The 18483-nt window shown below is 65.4% G+C and carries 19 protein-coding genes; 2 read left to right on the plus strand and 17 right to left on the minus strand.

What is annotated here, in order from left to right; translation table 11 throughout:
* Positions 1-288, minus strand: a 288-nt coding sequence (gene hisI, locus IE126_RS00380; RefSeq protein WP_189379879.1) for a phosphoribosyl-AMP cyclohydrolase, incomplete at its 3' end; no start/stop codon positions are given.
* 66 nt (positions 289-354) lie between these two features.
* On the opposite strand from hisI, the gene IE126_RS00385 reads away from it, so the two are divergent.
* Complete coding sequence (locus IE126_RS00385; protein WP_054304428.1) at positions 355-795, plus strand: iron-sulfur cluster assembly scaffold protein; 441 nt, start codon at positions 355-357, stop codon at positions 793-795.
* A 142-nt stretch (positions 796-937) separates the two neighbouring features.
* Here the strand turns inward: IE126_RS00385 and IE126_RS26235 are convergent, their stop codons facing one another.
* From IE126_RS26235 to sciP, 5 genes are all read right to left on the minus strand, one after another.
* Positions 938-1060, minus strand: a complete 123-nt coding sequence (locus tag IE126_RS26235) for a hypothetical protein (RefSeq protein WP_255349808.1) — start codon at positions 1058-1060, stop codon at positions 938-940.
* Positions 1061-1194: 134 nt separating this feature from the next.
* Positions 1195-3279: an ATP-dependent DNA helicase RecG gene (gene recG, locus IE126_RS00390; protein WP_189380320.1), complete on the minus strand. Its 2085-nt coding sequence runs from the start codon at positions 3277-3279 to the stop codon at positions 1195-1197.
* Positions 3276-5525 (minus strand): NAD-dependent DNA ligase LigA, encoded by a 2250-nt coding sequence (ligA, locus tag IE126_RS00395; protein ID WP_229825140.1) that lies wholly within the window; start codon positions 5523-5525, stop codon positions 3276-3278. Before ligA ends, recG begins: the two co-directional genes overlap by 4 nt.
* Before the next feature lie 60 nt (positions 5526-5585).
* Positions 5586-6299, minus strand: coding sequence for a response regulator transcription factor CtrA (ctrA, locus tag IE126_RS00400; protein WP_189379880.1), 714 nt, complete (start codon positions 6297-6299; stop codon positions 5586-5588).
* A gap of 96 nt (positions 6300-6395) precedes the next feature.
* Positions 6396-6674 (minus strand): CtrA inhibitor SciP, encoded by a 279-nt coding sequence (sciP, locus tag IE126_RS00405; RefSeq protein ID WP_054304431.1) that lies wholly within the window; start codon positions 6672-6674, stop codon positions 6396-6398.
* A 129-nt stretch (positions 6675-6803) separates the two neighbouring features.
* Between sciP and mnmA the strand changes: the two genes are divergently transcribed.
* Positions 6804-7940 (plus strand): tRNA 2-thiouridine(34) synthase MnmA, encoded by a 1137-nt coding sequence (mnmA, locus tag IE126_RS00410; RefSeq protein WP_189379881.1) that lies wholly within the window; start codon positions 6804-6806, stop codon positions 7938-7940.
* Here the strand turns inward: mnmA and lpxB are convergent.
* The 11 genes from lpxB to uppS form a co-directional block, all read right to left on the minus strand.
* Positions 7937-9061, minus strand: coding sequence for a lipid-A-disaccharide synthase (gene lpxB, locus IE126_RS00415; RefSeq protein ID WP_189379882.1), 1125 nt, complete (start codon positions 9059-9061; stop codon positions 7937-7939). The two genes, mnmA and lpxB, sit on opposite strands and share 4 nt — an antisense overlap.
* Positions 9058-9861 carry an LpxI family protein gene (locus IE126_RS00420; protein ID WP_189379883.1) on the minus strand — a complete coding sequence of 268 codons (804 nt, stop codon included), beginning with the start codon at positions 9859-9861 and terminating at the stop codon, positions 9058-9060. The genes lpxB and IE126_RS00420 overlap by 4 nt, the downstream gene beginning before the upstream one ends.
* Positions 9858-10646 carry an acyl-ACP--UDP-N-acetylglucosamine O-acyltransferase gene (gene lpxA, locus IE126_RS00425; protein ID WP_054304435.1) on the minus strand — a complete coding sequence of 263 codons (789 nt, stop codon included), beginning with the start codon at positions 10644-10646 and terminating at the stop codon, positions 9858-9860. The genes IE126_RS00420 and lpxA overlap by 4 nt, the downstream gene beginning before the upstream one ends.
* A gap of 4 nt (positions 10647-10650) precedes the next feature.
* Entirely contained in the window at positions 10651-11118 is a 468-nt protein-coding gene (gene fabZ / locus IE126_RS00430; protein ID WP_054304436.1) for a 3-hydroxyacyl-ACP dehydratase FabZ, read from the minus strand.
* A gap of 42 nt (positions 11119-11160) precedes the next feature.
* Positions 11161-11778 carry an OmpH family outer membrane protein gene (locus IE126_RS00435; RefSeq protein ID WP_108129464.1) on the minus strand — a complete coding sequence of 206 codons (618 nt, stop codon included), beginning with the start codon at positions 11776-11778 and terminating at the stop codon, positions 11161-11163.
* Positions 11779-11780: 2 nt separating this feature from the next.
* Positions 11781-14162 carry an outer membrane protein assembly factor BamA gene (gene bamA / locus IE126_RS00440; RefSeq protein WP_189379884.1) on the minus strand — a complete coding sequence of 794 codons (2382 nt, stop codon included), beginning with the start codon at positions 14160-14162 and terminating at the stop codon, positions 11781-11783.
* Positions 14163-14318: 156 nt separating this feature from the next.
* Positions 14319-14459, minus strand: a complete 141-nt coding sequence (locus IE126_RS00445) for a hypothetical protein (protein WP_170120559.1) — start codon at positions 14457-14459, stop codon at positions 14319-14321.
* Between the two features lie 82 nt (positions 14460-14541).
* Positions 14542-15879, minus strand: coding sequence for an RIP metalloprotease RseP (rseP, locus tag IE126_RS00450; RefSeq protein WP_189379885.1), 1338 nt, complete (start codon positions 15877-15879; stop codon positions 14542-14544).
* A gap of 50 nt (positions 15880-15929) precedes the next feature.
* Positions 15930-17120, minus strand: a complete 1191-nt coding sequence (gene dxr, locus IE126_RS00455; protein WP_189379886.1) for a 1-deoxy-D-xylulose-5-phosphate reductoisomerase — start codon at positions 17118-17120, stop codon at positions 15930-15932.
* A 1-nt stretch (position 17121) separates the two neighbouring features.
* On the minus strand, positions 17122-17784 hold the full coding sequence (locus tag IE126_RS00460; protein WP_189379887.1) for a phosphatidate cytidylyltransferase: 663 nt from the start codon (positions 17782-17784) through the stop codon (positions 17122-17124).
* Positions 17781-18458 (minus strand): polyprenyl diphosphate synthase, encoded by a 678-nt coding sequence (gene uppS / locus IE126_RS00465; RefSeq protein WP_229825238.1) that lies wholly within the window; start codon positions 18456-18458, stop codon positions 17781-17783. Before uppS ends, IE126_RS00460 begins: the two co-directional genes overlap by 4 nt.
* Positions 18459-18483 lie beyond the last annotated feature (25 nt).

Below are 18483 nucleotides of genomic sequence, written 5' to 3' on the forward strand. Positions count from 1 at the left end.
GGTGTGGCAGGCGGGTCCGATCTGATCGACCTGCATCAACAGGCAATCGCGGTCACAATCCACCCGCAGCTCCACCAGCCGCTGCACATGGCCCGAGGTCTCGCCCTTGGCCCAGAACCCCTGACGCGAGCGGGACCAATAAGTCACCTGCCCGGTTTCCAGCGTGCGCTTCAGGCTTTCGGCATTCATCCAGGCCATCATCAGCACCTCGCCCGTGGCATGGTCCTGCGCGATGGCCGGGATCAGACCGTTCGCATCATACTTTAGGCCAGCCGGATCGAATGGCATCGGCGCCTCCTTTGCATTGCCGCAGTTGCAGGTCTATCTATGCGGGGACAGCGGCGGAGAAAAGCGATGAGCGACAGCGATCTTGTGAAACTCTATTCCGGCCGGATTCTGGCCCTGGCCGCCGACATCCCGCATCTGGGCCGCCTGCCCGCGCCACAGGGCAGTGCGCGCCGCCGCTCGCCGGTCTGCGGCTCGACCATCACGGCAGATGTGGTGATGCGGGATGGCCGCGTCGCGGAGTTTGCGCAGGACGTGAAGGCCTGCGCACTGGGTCAGGCCTCGGCCGCCGTGGTGGGCGGCGCCGCCATCGGCCGCAACCGGGCTGAGGTTGAAGCTGCGCGGGACGCGCTGCGCGCCATGCTGAAGGACGGGGCGCCACCGCCTTCGGGCGCTTTCGCCGGGTTCGAGGTGCTGTTGCCCGCGCGGGATTACAAGAACCGCCACGCCTCGATCCTGCTGGCGATCGAGGCGCTGGCAGAGGCCATCACGGCGGCAGAGGCCGCATAAAAAAAAACCGCCGCAGTCATGCTGCGGCGGTGAGTGGCGTGTCTGGCAGGCAGGTGCGTCGGGGACAGTGACGCGGGCATCGCTTGGGGTCGATGCGCCCTTAACAGACCGCAGGCAGTGAAAAACCGGCAGTGTCGGCGGCTCAGGCAAGGCCAGGCAGATTCAGGCCGACAATCAAGAGAACGAACAGCGAGACCGCCCCGGCGGCATCCTCCAGCAAAGTTGCGCGGGAGCGGGTGATGATGGCTTTGACTTCCTTCAGCATCGGAACCTCCTGTCGTTTGTTCCATTATTGTTCTCACATGATTCACATCCTGTAAAGAACTTTTTGAGAACATCCGTGAACATAAAGAGAGAACGCCAGAGCGCGCGCCAGGGTTCCAACACAAAAAGGCGAGCTCAACCCACAGAAATCAGCCTGATCGCCCGATCCTGATCCAGCAGCCACAGCAGCAGGCGCACCGCCCGGCCGCGCGGGCTTTCCAGCTGCGGATCTTCAGCCAGCAGCCGCCGCGCATCACTTTGTGCAGTTTCCATCAGCGCCGATTGCCGTTCCAGATCAGCGACCCGGAACCGTGGCAGGCCCGATTGCGCCGTGCCAATCAGATCGCCGGCGCCACGCATCGCCAGATCTTCTTCGGCGATACGAAAACCGTCATCGGTATCGCGCAACGTGGTCAGCCGCCGCTCGCCGCCCTCGCTCAGCGGCGCCTGATACATCAGCAGGCAAGTGGATTCCGCCGATCCGCGCCCGACCCTGCCGCGCAGCTGATGCAACTGCGCGAGGCCAAAGATCTCGGCCCGCTCGATCACCATGATCGAGGCATTGGGCACGTTCACTCCCACCTCGATCACCGTCGTGGCCACCAGAACGCTGGTCTCCCCGGCGACAAATCGCGCCATCGCCGCGTCCTTCTCGGCGGGTGGCATTTGGCCATGCACAAGGCCGACACAATCGCCAAGGGCGGCGCGCAGATGTTGAAACCGCGCCTCGGCGCTGGCGTAATCGACCGTTTCGCTGTCTTCCACCAGCGGACAGACCCAATAAGCCTGCCGCCCTTCGGCCACCGCGCGCGCCAGATGCGCCACCACCTCATCCAGGCGCTGCGTCGAGACCATCACCGTCTTGACCGGCTTGCGCCCGGCGGGCTTTTCATCCAGCACCGAAACATCCATGTCGCCATAGCTCGCCAGCGCGAGGCTGCGCGGGATCGGCGTCGCGGTCATCACCAGCACATCCGCTGCCGCCCCCTTTGCGCCCAGCTCCATCCGCTGCGCCACGCCGAAACGGTGCTGTTCGTCGATCACCGCCAGCCGCAGGTCATGAAACTGCACATCCTTCTGGAACACGGCATGGGTGCCGACCAGAATGCCCGTCTCGCCCTCGGCCAGCGCGCGCAGCTTCGCCGCACGCTCCGCCCCCTTGTCGCGCCCGGTCAGCAGGTCAAGCCGCACCCCGGCCGCCTCGGCAAGCGGCCGCAGCCCTTCCAGATGCTGCCGGGCGAGGATCTCGGTCGGCGCCATCATCACGCCCTGCCCGCCCGCCTCCACCGCGACAAGCAGGGCCATCAACGCGACCAGCGTCTTGCCCGCACCGACATCGCCTTGCAACAGCCGGTTCATCCGCAGACCAGAGGCCATATCGCCCGCGATCTCGCCCACGGCCCGACTTTGCGCCCCTGTCGGTGCATAAGGAAGTGAATCCAATACCTTGCGCTGCAAGACTCCGGTTCCGACCGAGGCACGCCCCTTACCGCGCCGCGCCCGCATCCGCGCCAGCGCCAGAGTCACCTGATGGGCAAACAACTCATCATAGGCCAGCCGCGCCCGCGCCGCAGCTGCAGGCGCCAGATCGGCGGCACTTTCCGGCGCATGTACGGCCTGAACTGCCGCGTGCCAGTCCGGCCAGCCCTCGCGTCGCTTCAACGGCCCGTCGATCCATTCTGCCAGCTCTGGCGCCCGCGCCACTGCCGCCTGCGCCGCTTTGGCCAGAACCTTCTGCGTCACGCCGGCGACCAGCGGATAGACCGGCTCGAACTCTGGCAGATCGCCCGCTTCTTCAGGCCGCAACACATGGTCGGGGTGGACCATCTGCGCGATGCCGTCGAACAATTCCACCCGGCCCGAAACGATCCGGCGCTGCCCGGTCGGCAACAGCCGCAACAGGAAATCGCCGCGCGCATGGAAATAGACAAGCTGGAATTCCAGCGCCGAATCCTTCACCGCCACACGATAGGGCCGCCCTTTCTGGCGCGGCGGAAAGTGGCTGCCCACCGTCACCTCCACCGTTACCACCGCAGGCGGCACCACATCGCGGACCGAGGCGCGGCGGCTGCGGTCCACCCCGGAATGTGGCAGAAGGAACAGCAAGTCCTTCGGCCGTTCAACCCCCAGCCCGGCCATCGCCTTCGCCGTCTTGGGGCCGACGCCTTCCAGCGTCTCCAGATCGGCAAACAGCGGGAAAAGCTCGGGCGGGCGGCTCATCCGGCGGCGCCCGCCAGGGCCAGCCATTCCTCCTCGTCAATCACCCTTACGCCGAGTTCCGCCGCCCGCGTGGCCTTCGAGCCGGCACCCGGACCAGCCACCAGCAGATCGGTCTTGGCGCTGACCGATCCCGCAACCTTGGCCCCCAGCGCCTCGGCCCGCGCCTTGGCCTCGGCCCGAGTCATCTTTTCCAGCGTGCCGGTGAACACGACAGTCAGCCCGGCAACCGGGCTTTGCGTTGCGCGGGCTTCGGGCGGTATAATCTCGGCCAGCTCTGCCACCAGATCCTCGACCGCCTGACGCTCATGCCCGCCCGCCGCAAGCGTGGTCACAAGAGAGGTTGCCAGAACTGCGCCAACCCCTTCAATCGACAGCATTTCCTCCCATGCCGCGCGCGCCTCGGGGCTGGCTTCCGCCATGATCTGCGCCCGCGCCTTCGAAACCTCGGCCCGGCGACCTGCTTCAGCCGCCGCCGCGCGCTCTGCCACCTCGGCCTCATCCGCTTTCAGGTGCAGGAGCGCGGCCGGATGCGCGGCGTCGATGGCCTGCGCCAGCCCGGCCCAACTGCCGTAATGCCGGGCCAGATCCTTGGCCGCGACCTCGCCCAGATGGCGGATGCCAAGCGCGAAAAGGAAGCGTTCAAATGCGATGCGGCGCCGGTCGTCGATGGCTGCGAACAGCTTTTCGGCACTGCGCTTCCCGAACCCGTCGCGGTTCGCCAGTTTCGCAAGGTTGCGGGTGTCCCGGTCCTGAAGGGTGAAGATATCGGCAGGCGCACGCACCGACAGCAGATCGTCGGCAAAGAACATCTCGATCTGTTTTGCCCCCAGCCCCTCGATATCGAAAGCACCACGACTGACGAAATGCTTCAGCTTTTCAATGGCCTGCGCAGGGCAAATCAGGCCGCCCGTGCAACGGCGAACCGAATCGCCCGGCTCCCGGATCGCGGGACTGCCACATTCGGGGCAGGTTTCGGGGAAGGTATAGGGCGCGGCCTCTTCGGGGCGCTGCGCAAGATCGACATCAGCCACCTTGGGAATTACATCACCCGCCCGATAGACCTGCACCCAATCACCGATGCGGATGTCCTTGCCATCACGGATCGGCGCGCCCGAGGAATCGCGACCCGCGATATAATCCTCATTATGCAGCGTGGCGTTGGAGACGACGACGCCGCCCACCGTCACCGGCGTCAGCCGCGCGACAGGGCTCAGCGCGCCGGTACGACCAACCTGAATGTCGATGGCCTCCAGCCGCGTCCAGGCCAGTTCGGCGGGGAATTTATGCGCGATGGCCCAGCGGGGGGTTGCCGCGCGAAACCCGAGCCGCCGTTGCAGCGCCAGATCGTTGACCTTGTAGACGACACCGTCGATGTCATAGCCTAGGGTCGCGCGCTGTGCCTCGATGCTGCGATATTGCGCCAGCATTTCCTCGACCGTCAGGCAGAGCCGTGTCAAAGGGTTGGTCCGAAACCCAAGCGCCGCCAGCCGCTCGATGGCGCCGGACTGGGTTTCCGACAGAGGTTCCGACAGCGCCCCCCACGCATAGGCAAAGAAGCTGAGCGGACGCGAACGGGTGATCGTTGCATCGAGTTGCCGAAGCGAACCGGCGGCGGCATTGCGCGGGTTGGCAAAGGTTTTCTCACCCGCCTCGGCCGCGCGTGCGTTCAACGCGGCGAAATCGGCGTGGCGCATATAAACCTCGCCCCGCACCTCCAGCACATCGGGGGCGCCGATCAGCCGGTGCGGAATATCAGCGATTGTACGCGCGTTTTCGGTGACATTTTCTCCCGTTTCGCCATCACCGCGCGTTGCCGCCTGCACCAGCACACCGCCCTCGTAGCGCAGCGATAGTGACAAGCCATCGATCTTTGGCTCGGCAGTGAAGCTCAGCGGCCCTTCATGGCCCAGATAACTGCGGATGCGGGTCACGAAATCCGTCACATCCGCATCCTCGAAGGCATTCTCAAGGCTGAGCATCCGCACTTCATGCCGGACCTTGCCAAAGCCTTCGGCCAGCGGGGCGCCAACCTGATCCGAGGGGCTGTCGGCACGTTTCAGCGCCGGGAACTGCGCCTCGATCTCCAGGTTCCGGCGTTTCAGCGCATCGTAATCCGCATCACTGATCTCGGGTGCGTCCTGCCGGTGATAGGCTTCATTTGCCCTGGCAATCGCCTCGGCAAGCCGGGCCAGTTCGGCCTGAGCTTCGGCTTCGGTCATACGATCGACAGGCTGATCTGTGGCCATGTTCCCCTCCGGCTTTGCGCCAGATTTAGGACGCCAGCCCCTCAAGGTAAAGCGCGCGCCTCACGCCCCCATCGCCAGTCGCCGCCCCAGATCATCGGGCAGCGGGTCGCGCAGCACATAGCCACGGCCCCAGACGGTTTCGATGTGGTTCTGCCCACCCGTCGCCTCGGCCAGTTTCTTGCGCAGCTTGCAGATGAAGACGTCAATGATCTTCAGCTCCGGCTCATCCATACCGCCATAGAGGTGGTTGAGGAACATTTCCTTGGTCAGCGTGGTGCCTTTGCGCAGGCTCAGCAGCTCCAGCATCTGATATTCCTTGCCGGTCAGATGCACGGTCTTGCCATCCACATCCACAGTTTTGGCATCCAGATTGACGCAGACTCGTCCGGTACGGATCACCGATTGCGAATGTCCCTTGGACCGGCGGATGATGGCATGGATACGCGCCACCAGTTCCTCACGATGGAAAGGCTTGGTCATGTAGTCATCCGCGCCGAAGCCAAAGCCCTTCAGCTTGCTGTCGGTATCGTCCGCGCCTGAAAGAATCAGGATCGGCGTATCCACCCGTGCAAGGCGCAGTTGCCGCAGGACCTCATGCCCGCTCATGTCCGGCAGGTTGATGTCCAGCAGGATCAGATCGTAGTCATAGAGCTTGGCCAGGTCGATGCCATCCTCGCCGAGATCCGTGCAATAGACGTTGAGATTCGCATGGGTCAACATCAGTTCGATACTGCGCGAGGTCGTCGGGTCATCCTCCACCAGCAAAATGCGCATCTCTGTCTTCTCCGCTTCAGCGCCAGGGTTGTTAACGATACTGGAGGGCAATGGTTAACTAGCGGTTACTGTGACATAGGTTGCGCAGAAAACAATCTAAAGTTGTCTATACTTTTGGATGGCTGTCACTTTCAGGGCTTTCTCGCCATGGCGTTCGACCGCGGCACGCCAAAGCGCAAATTCCTCTTCCGACAGGGCATAGCGTTCCAGCGCCTCGGCCAGCGGAAGAAGCCCGTAGATCACCGCCTTAACCACCACTGCCTTGCGCGAGGCCACCCAGCGACTGGTCTCCGGCGGTGGCAGATCGGCGCGGGTCAGGATCGAGCCATCCGGCAGCGTGACCTGCCGCGGCCCGTGGACACGTTTCAGATACATGGCATTCCCCTCTTCCATCACGCGAAGTTTCGGCCGACAGGCTTAAGCCTTGGTGAAGCGACGGGTTGAGAGTGTCGCGCATTTTCCTATATTGCACGTAACTTTCCCTGATCCTGCCAGAGTTCCGTCATGCTGGACCATCCGCTGAATTCCCTGGGCTTCGCAAAGCCCCCCTCCGAGACGCGCGTCGTCGTTGCCATGTCGGGCGGCGTCGACAGTTCGGTGGTGGCCGCGCAGCTGAAGGAGGAGGGTTATGACGTTGTCGGCGTGACGCTGCAACTTTACGACCATGGCGCGGCGCTGGCGAAAAAGGGGGCTTGCTGTGCCGGACGTGACATCCATGATGCCCGCCGCGTGGCCGAGACGATGGGCTTTCCGCACTACGTCCTGGATTACGAGAACACCTTCCGCGAGGCGGTGATCGAGGAATTTGCCGATGCCTATCTGGCCGGTGCGACGCCAGTGCCCTGCATCCGCTGCAACGAGCGGGTGAAGTTCAAGGATCTGCTGGCCACGGCGAAGGATCTGGAGGCCGATTGCATGGCGACCGGCCATTACATCCAGCGCATGCAGGGCGTGACCGGGCCGGAACTGCATTGCGCCGCCGATGCCAACCGCGACCAGAGCTATTTCCTGTTCTCGACCACGCCGGAACAGCTCGATTACCTGCGTTTCCCTCTGGGGCATCTGGCCTCGAAGGCGGAAACACGGGCGCTGGCGTCGAAATACGGGCTGCCGGTGGCGGACAAGCCCGACAGCCAGGACATCTGCTTTGTCCCGAACGGCAATTATGCCGCTGTGATCGAAAAGCTGCGCCCTGGCGCGGCCGAACCGGGCGAGATCGTCGATCTGGAGGGTCGCGTGCTGGGCACCCATCGCGGCGTGATCCATTACACCATCGGGCAGCGCAAGGGGCTGGGCATCGGCGGTCTGGGCGATCCGGTCTATGTCGTACGGCTGGACCCCGACAGTCGCCGTGTGATCGTCGGCCCGAAAGAGGCGCTGTCCACCCGCATCGTGCCGGTGCGCGAGGTCAACTGGCTGGGCGATACACCCTTTGACAGCCGGGCGGAATGGCATGTGAACGTCAAGGTCCGCTCCACCCGCCCGCCGCGCCCGGCAGTGATCCGCCCCATCTCTGCCACCGAGGCAGAGGTGGAATTGCTGAACCCCGAGGATGGCGTCAGCGCAGGTCAGGCCTGCGTGTTCTATGCGCCGGAAGGCAGCCGCATCCTCGGCGGCGGCTGGATCTGGCGCGGGCGTTAAAGCACCGAAAGCACAGAGCGCGCCGCGCGCAGGCCGGGCGGCTCGCCACCTTTGCCCAGACGCTCCATCGTCAGGCGCATCGCCGCCTCCTGCGCCGCGCGCTCGGGGCCTTGTGCCAGCAGGGCCAGTACGGCGGGGGCGATGTTTTCGGCCAGACAGGCGGGGCCAAGGAATTCCGGCACCGCCCGTGTCTCGGACACCAGATTGACCAGCGTTACCGTATCAATCAGCGCCGCACGCTTCATCAGCCAGAAGCTGACGGGATGCAGGCGATAGGCAATGACCATGGGGCAGCCATTGGCCGCCAGCTCCAGGGACACGGTGCCCGAGGCCGCCAGCGCCACATCAGCGGCGGCAAAGGCGCCACGCTTGCGGGCCGGGTCCAGCACGATTTCGGGTGCCACCGGCCATTCGGCGGTCACCTCGCGCACCAGAGGCTCTACCGTCGGCAGGGTGGGCAGCACCACGCGCAGGCCCGGATGACGCGCCCGTAACAGGCCCAGAACCGCACCCAACACCGGTGCCAGCCGCCGCACCTCGCCCTGACGCGATCCGGGCAGGGCCAGCAGCAACGGACCATCACCGGCAAAGGCCGCACGCTCCACCTCCGTCGCCAGCGGTTCAGCCACAACCGGATGGCCGACGAAATCGCAGCTCATCCCCGCCGCCGTCATATAGGGCGGCTCGAAGGGCAGCAGCGCCAGAACGTGATCGACCGCCGTCGCCATCTTCACCGCCCGGCCCGGCCGCCAGGCCCAGACCGAGGGCGCGACATAGTGGACCGTCCGCAGGTCGGGCCGCGCCGCCTTCACCAGCCGCGCCACGCGCAGGCAGAAATCGGGGCTGTCGATGGTGATCAACGCCCGCGCCCCGCTGGCCAGCACGGCCTCGGCGGTTTCGCGGATACGCCGCTTCAGATAGCGATATTTCGGCAGCACCTCGGCAATGCCCATCACCGAAAGCTCAGCCATCGGGAACAGGCTTTGCATCCCTTCGGCCTGCATCAGTGGGCCGCCCACCCCGTCAAAACGGACACCCGGCGCGAGGTCCTTCAGCCCCGCCATCAACGCGGCCCCCAGTCGGTCGCCGGAAGGCTCGCCCGCGACGAGGAACAGCTTCATGGCTCGCGCGCCCAGAGGAACAGGCCCAGCCGGTCTGCCTCGGCAATCATCGCCGTACGGTCGAGCAGGATCACCCCGCCCGCCTCGAAGGCAATCCCTGCAAGCCCGGCGGCATGGGCACGTTTCAGCGTCTCCAGCCCCAGCGCCGGAAGGTCGATGCGCCGATCCTGCGCCGGTTTCGGCGCCTTGTAGAACACGCCTTTCGCGCCATTCGGGTCAGGACGGCGGGCGGTTTGCGCCACCCAGTCCAGCATCGCATCGGTGCCTGGCAACGCCTCGACCGCAAGGCACAGCCCCTGTGCCACCACAGCACCCTGTCCCACATCCACGGCCCCGAGCGCGGCGACAATGGCAGCGGCCCGCGCGGCGTCGCGCTCATCGGAGGCACCCGGCGTTCCGCACAGGATGCCCGGCCCCGGCACCAGATCGGGCGCAACCTCCTGCGCGCCGGCAACGGCGAATCCGGCTTCCTCGAAAATCGCGACCACCTCGCGCAGGGTGGCATCATCGCCCGCCTGCATCGCGGCCAGAAGGCGCGGCACCATCTGGGCGGTGCCCTGATCGAACAGCGACGGGTCCAGTCTTGGCCGCTGCACCGCGCCTGCAAAGACCACACGGGTCACGCCCGCATCCTCCAGCGCGCGCAGGAAGGGCACCAGCCGTTCCACCCGGAACAGCTGATCCACGGCCAGCCCTGCGGGGGTGAAACCGTCCAGCGCGCAAACCAGTGGTGACTTCAGCGTGGCGGCAAGGGCAGCGGGCAAGTGCCCGGCGCCTGCAATGATGGCGGTGCGGCTCATTTCGGGGTCAGGAAACTGCGGTCAGTCTGAGACAGGATGAAATCGGTCATTTCGCGCACATGCTGGCTGTCGGTTTCATCCGCCAGACGGCGCGCGCGGTCGAGGAAAGACCCTTCCCCCTGCGCCAGCATCTGATAGGCGGCGCGCAGCGCGGTGATTTCCGACCGTTCGACCCCGCGCCGCTTCAGCCCCACGAGGTTCAGCCCATCCAGCACGCCGCGTGGCCCCTGCACCAGACCATGCGGCAGCACATCATTCGTCACCATCGTCACTGCACCGATGATGGCACCACGCCCGACGCGGACCCATTGATGCACGCCGGACAGCCCGCCGATGATGACATCATCCCCGATATGGCAATGCCCGGCGATGGCAGCCTGATTGGCCATGACAACGCGGTCGCCGATGATCGCGTCATGGCCAACATGGCTGCCGGTCATCATCAGCACATCGTCGCCCACGCGCGTTACGCCACCACCACCCTCGGTGCCGGTGTTCAGTGTTGCACCCTCGCGGATGCGGCAGCGCTTGCCGACGATCAGCCGCGTGCGCTCCCCCTTGTATTTCAGATCCTGCGGCACCTCCCCCACAACGGCGCCCGGAAAGATCACCGTGCCCTCGCCGACCTCTGTCCAGCCAGTGACCACGCCATGCGGCTTCACCACCACGCCGGGGCCAAGCGTAACCTCCGGCCCGATCACCGCGAAGGGGCCGATGTCACAGCCGGGGCCGATGAGCGCCCCCGGTTCGACCACCGCCATGGGATGAATGCGCGCGTCCGACATCCGCTCAGGCCTTCGGCACGTCAAACATGGCCATGAACTCGGCCTCACAGGCCAGCTCGTCACCGACCATCGCCCGGCCCTCGAATTTCCAGACCCGGCCGCCGCCGCGCACCGCCTTCACATGCAGTTCCAGCACGTCGCCGGGGCCAACCTTGCGGCGAAACTTCACCTTGTCGACGCCCATGAAGAACACCTTGGCATTCTTGTCGACCAGATCCATCGACAGACCGACGAGAATGCCCGAAGTCTGCGCCATCGCCTCGATGATCAGCACGCCCGGAAACACCGGCATCTCCGGGAAATGCCCGGTGAACTGCGGCTCGTTCATCGTGACATTCTTGATGCCGACGCAGCTTTCGTTGACATAGATGTCACGCACCTTGTCGACCAGCAGGAACGGATAGCGGTGCGGCAGGATGCGCTGGATCAGCGCGATATCAGCAGTCTGCGGCGCGGTCTCGGTTGCGGTCATCGATCACTCCTCTCAGGGGCCGCCGTACCGGCAGCCCGCGTGTCATTGTTCGGGCTGGCCCGCATCGGACGGTTCCGGGGCTTCGGCCGGGGCCTCGCTCGCTGACCCGTCACCCAGCGTGCTGTCGATCCGCGCTACCGCACGGTCCGTCACGTCAATCGCTTCCAGCGAGATGATGATATCGGATTTGTCCATCAGCGCCACGGCACCGATTTCCGCCATCAGCCGCGCCAGAACGGGATAGGCGGTCTGGAAGAACCGCTGCCGGTCCTCCTCGGCCTGGCGGGCCACGGCGCGGCCCTTGGCCTCCTGCGCGGAACGGATGCCCTCAACCTTGGCGTCGAAGGCATCGGCCAGCTTGCGGAATTCGGCGGGTGTCATCGTCGGGCGGCGCTGGGTCAGCGCACGTTCTTCCGCTTCCAGACCGGCCTCGATGCGCTGGTTTTCTGACAGAAGCGACTGCCGGGCCGCCTCGATCCGGGCCTGAACCGCCTTGCCATAAAGCGTGCGCGCGAAAAGCTGGTCCTGCTGCACCACGGCAAGCTGGCTTTTGAAGACAGGACCGGGCTGACCCTCCTGCGCCAGGGCGGGCATGGCCCACAGGGCGGGCGAAAGACCCGCCCAAAGCGCCAGAAGCGCCTGTCGCAGGCCCCGCCCCATGATCAGAACTTCGTCGAGATCGTCAGGTCGAAGACCTGTTCCTTGTCGTAGCTCTGCTTCGACATGGCTTTGGCGAAGTTGAAGCGCAGCGGCCCGATCGGCGTGTTCCAGAACACCGAGAAGCCGACGGCAGAGCGCAGGTGGAAGCCGTCATCCACCGTGCCGCTGGCCCCGGCCACGTCGTCGAGGCTCCAGACCGAGCCGAAATCGGCGAACAGACCGCCGGTGATGCCGTATTCCTCGGGCAGGCCCAGCGGGAAGTCGGCCTCGAACCGCGCGACGGCAAACAGGTTGCCGCCCAGGGCGTCATCGGTCGCCAGATCGCGCGGGCCAAGACCGCCGCGTTCAAAGCCACGGATCTTGCCACCGCCGAAATAGCGGTCGGTCACGCGGCTGTCGCCGTCCAGCATATGCACCGCGCCGCCTTCAAAGATCGCGCGAAGCGTGACTTCCTCGTTCCAGACCTTCTGTTCGGCCACGGCCAGGGCGCTGGCGGTCACGCTTTCGACATCGCCGCCCAGCCCCGCATAATCCAGACCGAAGCGCAGCAACACACCGCCATTGGGATTGAGCCCGCTGGTGCGGTTGTCATAGGTGTAGCTCAGCCCCACCCCCGACGACATCATGTTGCCCCGCGCCGCATCCCGCTGAATGATCGGCGTGGTCGCCACCACAGTTTCATCAACATCGGGGGTCGCCGGATCATCCGCCACCGCCTGACGCAGGTCCAGCAGCTTGGAATTCTTCAGGGTATAGCGCAGTTCCAGCCGCCCCAGTTCGCTGACCGGGAATTCGATGGCCGGCGAAATACCGATCAGGCGCGTGTCATAGGTCGCATCCTGATTGTCGGTCTCGTTGTAATAGGCGTTGAACTTGAACTTCAGGTCACGGCCAAGGAAGGCCGGTTCGACGAAAGTGATCGAGCTGTTGGCGTTGTCGGTGCCCGAGCTGATGTTCAGGCCCAGGGTCTGCCCACGACCAAGGAAGTTGTTCTCGGTGAGGCCCATGCTGAGGCCGACGCCGGTCTGCACCCCATAGGACACGCCGAAGGACAGCGAGCCGGTGGGCTGTTCTTCCACATCGACGTTGACCACCACCTGATCCGGCGCCGAGCCGGGTTCGGCATTGACCTTCGCATCCGCGAAATACCCCAGCGCACGGATACGCTCGGCCGATTGACGGATCTCGCGCGGGTTGAAGGGGTCGCCTTCGACCGTGCGGAACTGGCGGCGCACCACCTGGTCGAGCGTGGTCGTGTTGCCTTCGATGTCGATACGCTCGACGAACACTTTCTGTCCGCGCACCAGCGTGAAGGCGATATCCAGCGTGCCATCCCGGTCGTTCCGGGTGATGCGCGGCTCGATGGTGACGAAGTTCATCCCCTGTTTCAGCGCAAGGCTTTCCAGACGGGCAATGTTGGTATCGACCACACCCGGCGAATAGACCGAGCCGGATTTCACCTTCAGCGCCGCGTCATAGGGGGCGGCATCCAGCCCCTCGATCTCGCTGACGGTGGTGATCTTGCCGAACCTGAACTGCTGCCCCTCACGAACCGAGAAGGTCACGAACACGCCATCACGCTCGCGCGCGACTTCGGCGGCGGCATCCAGCACCTCGAAATCGACGAAGCCGCGCGACAGGTAGAAATCCCGCAGCAACTGCTTGTCGACATCCAGCCGTTCCGGTTGCAGCGAATCGCGGCGGATGAAGGTGCGCAGCAGACCCGCCTGCTTGGTTTGCAGAACCTGCCGCAGGCGGCGGTCGCTGAAGGCACGGTTGCCGACAAAGGCCAGACGCTCGATCTCGACCGATTTGCCTTCGGTGATCTCGAACACCAGATCGACGCGATTGTCGGAGCGGCGGATGATCTTCGGCGTCACGGTGGCAGCAAGGCGACCCTGCACCTCGTAGCCTTCCGCGATGGAGGCGGCATCGGCTTCGGCCAGCGCGGGCGAGTAGGCCCGGCGCGCCTTGGACTGGATCGCCTCGGACAGCACTTCGTCCTTCAGGCGCTTGTTGCCCTCGAAGGAAATGGCGTTGATCATCGGGTATTCCTTGACCCGGATAACCAGCCGCGAGCCCTGCGGCTCGACCGAGACTTCCTCGAACAGACCCGAATTTTGCAGCCCCTGATAGGCGTCATTCAGCTGCGCGGCCCCGATCGGCCCGCGACCGATTCCGGCCAGTTTCAGGATGGTGGTATTGTCGACGCGCTGGTTTCCTTCCACGGTCACCTGCGTCAGGTTGATCCCCTGCGCCAGTGCCGGGGTCAGTGCGGGCTGCGAAACGATTGCCCCCGCAAGAAAAACCGATACGGCGACACTGCGCATCAGAACAGACTTGCCCCGGTTCCGGGCTTTCGTTGCGCGCTGTGCCTGATCCATGGCCGGTCCCACACCTGAATGAAATTCCTGGACCTGACTAGCGGGATTGGCGGGACTTGTCAAAAGACTCGGCGCTATCTCTAGGGGCATTGTGGGTCTCGGGCACCAGCCCTGTCGTGCCCGCCGTCAGCCGCGGGCACGAAACCTGACCCGGCGTCAGAACGCGGGCAGCAGTTGGGTGCCCAGAAAGGCCCCGGCCAGAAGGCCCACGAGAACGGTGCCAAGCGTGAACAGCCAGTCCCAGTTGAGACCGACCAGATAGGACAAGCCACGATAGCCATTCATGACGGTTTGCATGTCACACCTCATATCGACACGAGGATGTGATATCGCGCCATTGTGGCATGATTTGGGCGGCCCGGAACCGCCTCAGCGTGGCTCAGCGGCAGAACAGATCGTTCGTCAGACCGAAGGCCATGGTCGCCAGAACCACGATCAGCCCCAGCGACATCAGTCGCTGCAACATCGCATCCGAGGGCGGGCGGCGCATGACCGCTTCCCAGGCGTAGAACACCAGATGGCCGCCATCCAGCACCGGCACCGGCAGCAGGTTCATCAGCCCGACTGCCGCCGAAAGCAGCGCCACAAGCCAGATGAAACTGTCGATCCCCTGCGAAGCCGCCGTGCCCGTGGCCTCGGCGATTCCCAGCGGACCTTGCAGGTTGCACGACGAAATCGCGCCGGTGATCATGTGCCACAGGCCCGACAGGCTGGTGCGTGCGACAAGGCCCACCTGCTGCACGCCCAGGCCCAGCCCCTCGGCCACGCCGGGGGTGCGCAGTTCGGGCCCGAAGGCCAGCCCGCCGGTCAGCCCGATCAGCCAGCGCGTCTCGAATCCGCCTTCGCGCAGCGGCAGGTCAACGCGGCGGGGCGTCAGCGACAGGTCCAGCAATTCGCTGCCCCGCTGCACGGTCAGCACCATCGTGCGGCCTTCCGAGGCGCCGACGATCTCGCGCATCTGGCCGAAGCTTTGCACCGCAGTACCGTCAATGGCCCGCACCAGATCGCCCGGCAGGATACCGCTTTCATCCGCCGCCGATTTCGGCTGCACCGAATCCACCAGCGCCGGATAGGGATGCGGGCCAATGATCTCCTGCTCTGCCCCGTCGCGCAGCACGCGGTAATCCGCGTTGGGCGCCGGTGGCAGGGCATTGCCCCGCGCCATCAGCTCTTCCAGCGTGGTGACCGGCGTGCCCTCCAGCGCCAGAATGCGATCTCCGGGCAGCAGCGGCTGGCCATCATAGGGAAAGGCCTTGGTCTTGCCCACCAGCGGCTCGTCGGTGGCGATCCCGCTGACCCAGAAGAAGCCTGCAAATACCAGCGCCGAAAAGATGAAGTTGAAGACCGGCCCCGCCGCCACAGTGGCCGCCCGCGCCCAAAGCGGCGCGCCATGCATCGTATGGCGCCGCTCGGCAGGGGACAGCCTGTCAATCGCCTCGCCATCCTTGCCCGAGGCTGCATCGGCATCGCCAAGGAATTTCACATAGCCGCCGAAGGGCAGTGCCGCGAGTTGCCAGCGCGTGCCGTGCCGGTCCACCCGGCTCAGCAGAACCGGGCCGAATCCCAGGCTGAACACTTCGGCATGGATGCCCGACCAGCGGCCGACGATGTAATGGCCGTATTCATGCACCGCCACGATGATCGACAGCGCCAGAACGAAGGCCAGCACCGTCAGGGCCAGATTTCCGAAACCGGGCATCAGTGCGAGAATGTCCAAACCTTCGTCCTTTCCTCAATCGTCCGGCGTGCGGCAGTCGGGCGAGGGCCTCAGCCCGCGCGCCGCGCCGCCAGATCCGACGCAATGCCGGTCGCCAGGGCACGGGCACGAAGATCCGCCGCCAGAACCTCCTGAAGGCTCATCGGGGCATTTCCAAGGCCGGTCTCGCGCGAAAGCGCGGCAAGCGTGTCTTCCACGATTCCCGCCATATCGGCAAACCCCACCCCTCCGCCAATGAAATGGTCGAGAGCGATCTCTTTCGCGGCATTGAACGCCGCACCCGCCTGGCCGCGCACCGCCATCACCTCGCGCGCAAGCCGCAGCGCCGGATAGCGCGCCTCGTCCGGCGCGCGGAAGCTCAGCCGTCCGAGGGCCGCGAAATCCAGCCGCGCCACCGGCAGTTCGCCCCGCTCGGGCCAGTTCAGCGCATAGCCGATGGCATGGCGCATGTCCGCCGCCCCCAGATGCGCCATGATGGCACCGTCGCGGTAACCCACCATGGAATGAATGATGCTTTCGGGGTGGATGATGACCTCGATCTGCTCCGGCGCGACACCGAAATATTCGCGGGTCTCGATCACCTCCAGCGCCTTGTTGAACATCGAGGCGCTGTCGATGGTGATGCGCGGCCCCATTGACCAGTTGGGATGCGCCAGCGCCTCGGCCACCGTGGCTTTCGCCAGCTTGTCCAGCGGCCAGTCGCGCAGCGCGCCCCCAGAAGCGGTGAGGACGATGCGTTCCACCGCCGCCAGATCCTCGCCCACCAGCGCCTGAAAGATGGCGCTGTGTTCGCTGTCCACCGGCAGGATGCGCGCGCCATGGCGCGCAGCCTCGGCCATCAGCAGCGGCCCGGCGGTCACAAGGCTTTCCTTGTTCGCAAGCGCCAGCGTGGTGCCATGGCGCAGCGCCCGGAACCCCGGTGCCAGCCCTGCCGCACCGACGATGGCCGACATCACCCAGTCCGCCGGGCGGTCTGCGGCTTCCAGCAGCGCCTCAGGCCCCGCTGCCGCGGTAATGCCACTGCCGTCCAGCGCGTCGCGCAAGGCGGGCAGACAGTCGTCATGCGCGGTAACCGCCACCCCGGCCCGCAGGGCGCGTGCCATCTCGGCCAGCCGGGTCACATTGCGCCCGCCGGTCAGCGCGACAGTGTGAAACGCCTCCGGCCCGCCCGCCCGCATCATCAGGTCGAAGGTGGATTCGCCGATCGAGCCGGTGGCGCCGAAAACCGAAATGCGCCGCATGTCAGTGCCCCGCACCGAAAAGGAACAGCGCCGCCGCGCCGACAACAATCGCCGCGAAGATCAGCGCGTCAAACCGATCCAGCACACCGCCATGACCGGGGATGAGGTTAGAGCTGTCCTTGACACCTGCCCGCCGCTTGATCGCGCTTTCCGCAATGTCGCCCATCTGACCGGCGAAAGCCACAAACGGCGACAGCAGCACGAGGCCAGGACCCGTCCCCCGGTCCAGCGCGGCAAAGACCGCACCAACCAGCGCCGCACCGATCCAGCCCGCGACTGTGCCGCTCCATGTCTTTTTCGGGCTTATGCGCGGCCAGAACTTCGGCCCGCCAAGCGCACGGCCCGCGAAATAACCCATCACATCGGATGCAATGACCACGGCCAGCAACCAGCAGATCAGCAGAAATCCGTTCGGCAGACCGCGCAGCCAGATCAGCGCCGCCCCGGCCAGCAGGATGGCCAGCCCGTAACCGGCCCAGAGCGCGGTATCCCGGCCCTGCCCCAGCGTCATGCGCCACAGCTCCCACTGCATCGCGGCAACGGCGGCAAGGATCAGCAGCAGATAGACCGACCCGCCCAGCCAGATCGCGACGGCGCCGACCGCCAGCATCACCAGTGCCGACAGACTGCGTGCCCGAAGATCTGCCCAGTTCGCGCCGCTCATGCGCCGAAGACCCCGCCGAAGCGGCGCTCCCGCACGCCAAAGCGGCTCAGGATGCGGCCCAGTTCCTCGGGCGTGAAATCGGGCCAGAGCGTTTGCGTGAACTCGTATTCGGCATAGGCCGCCTGCCAGGGCAGGAAATTCGAGGTCCGCGTCTCACCGCTGGTGCGGATCACCAGATCGGGGTCGGGCAGATCGGCGGTATCCAGATGCTGCGTCAGATGCGCCTCGGTAATCTGCGCCGGATCGACCAGCCCTGCCGCCACCGCCTTCGCCAGATCGCGCGCGGCACGGGTAATTTCGTCCCGGCCGCCATAGTTGATGGCAACCGTCAGGTTCAGCCGGTCATAGACCGCCGTCCGCGCCTCGATCCCGGCCATCAGCTTTTGCAGCTTCGGGTCCAGCCGCGACCGATCCCCGATGAACCGCATCCGTACCGATTCAGCGGCCAGCCGGTCGGCCTCGCGCTCGATGTAGCGTGCAAAGATCGACATGAGGCCCAGCACCTCTTCGGTCGAACGCTTCCAGTTCTCCGTCGAAAAGGCATAGATCGTGAGCCATTTCACGCCCAGATCCGGGGCGCAGCGCACGATTTCCTTCACCCGTTCGGCGCCCTTGCGATGCCCCACAAGCCGCGGCCAGCCACGATTGGTGGCCCAGCGGCCATTGCCGTCCATGATGATGGCCACATGACGCGGGCCG

The sequence above is a fragment of the Gemmobacter nanjingensis genome, assembly GCF_014652195.1.
GTDB classification, from domain to species: Bacteria; Pseudomonadota; Alphaproteobacteria; order Rhodobacterales; family Rhodobacteraceae; genus Gemmobacter; species Gemmobacter caeni.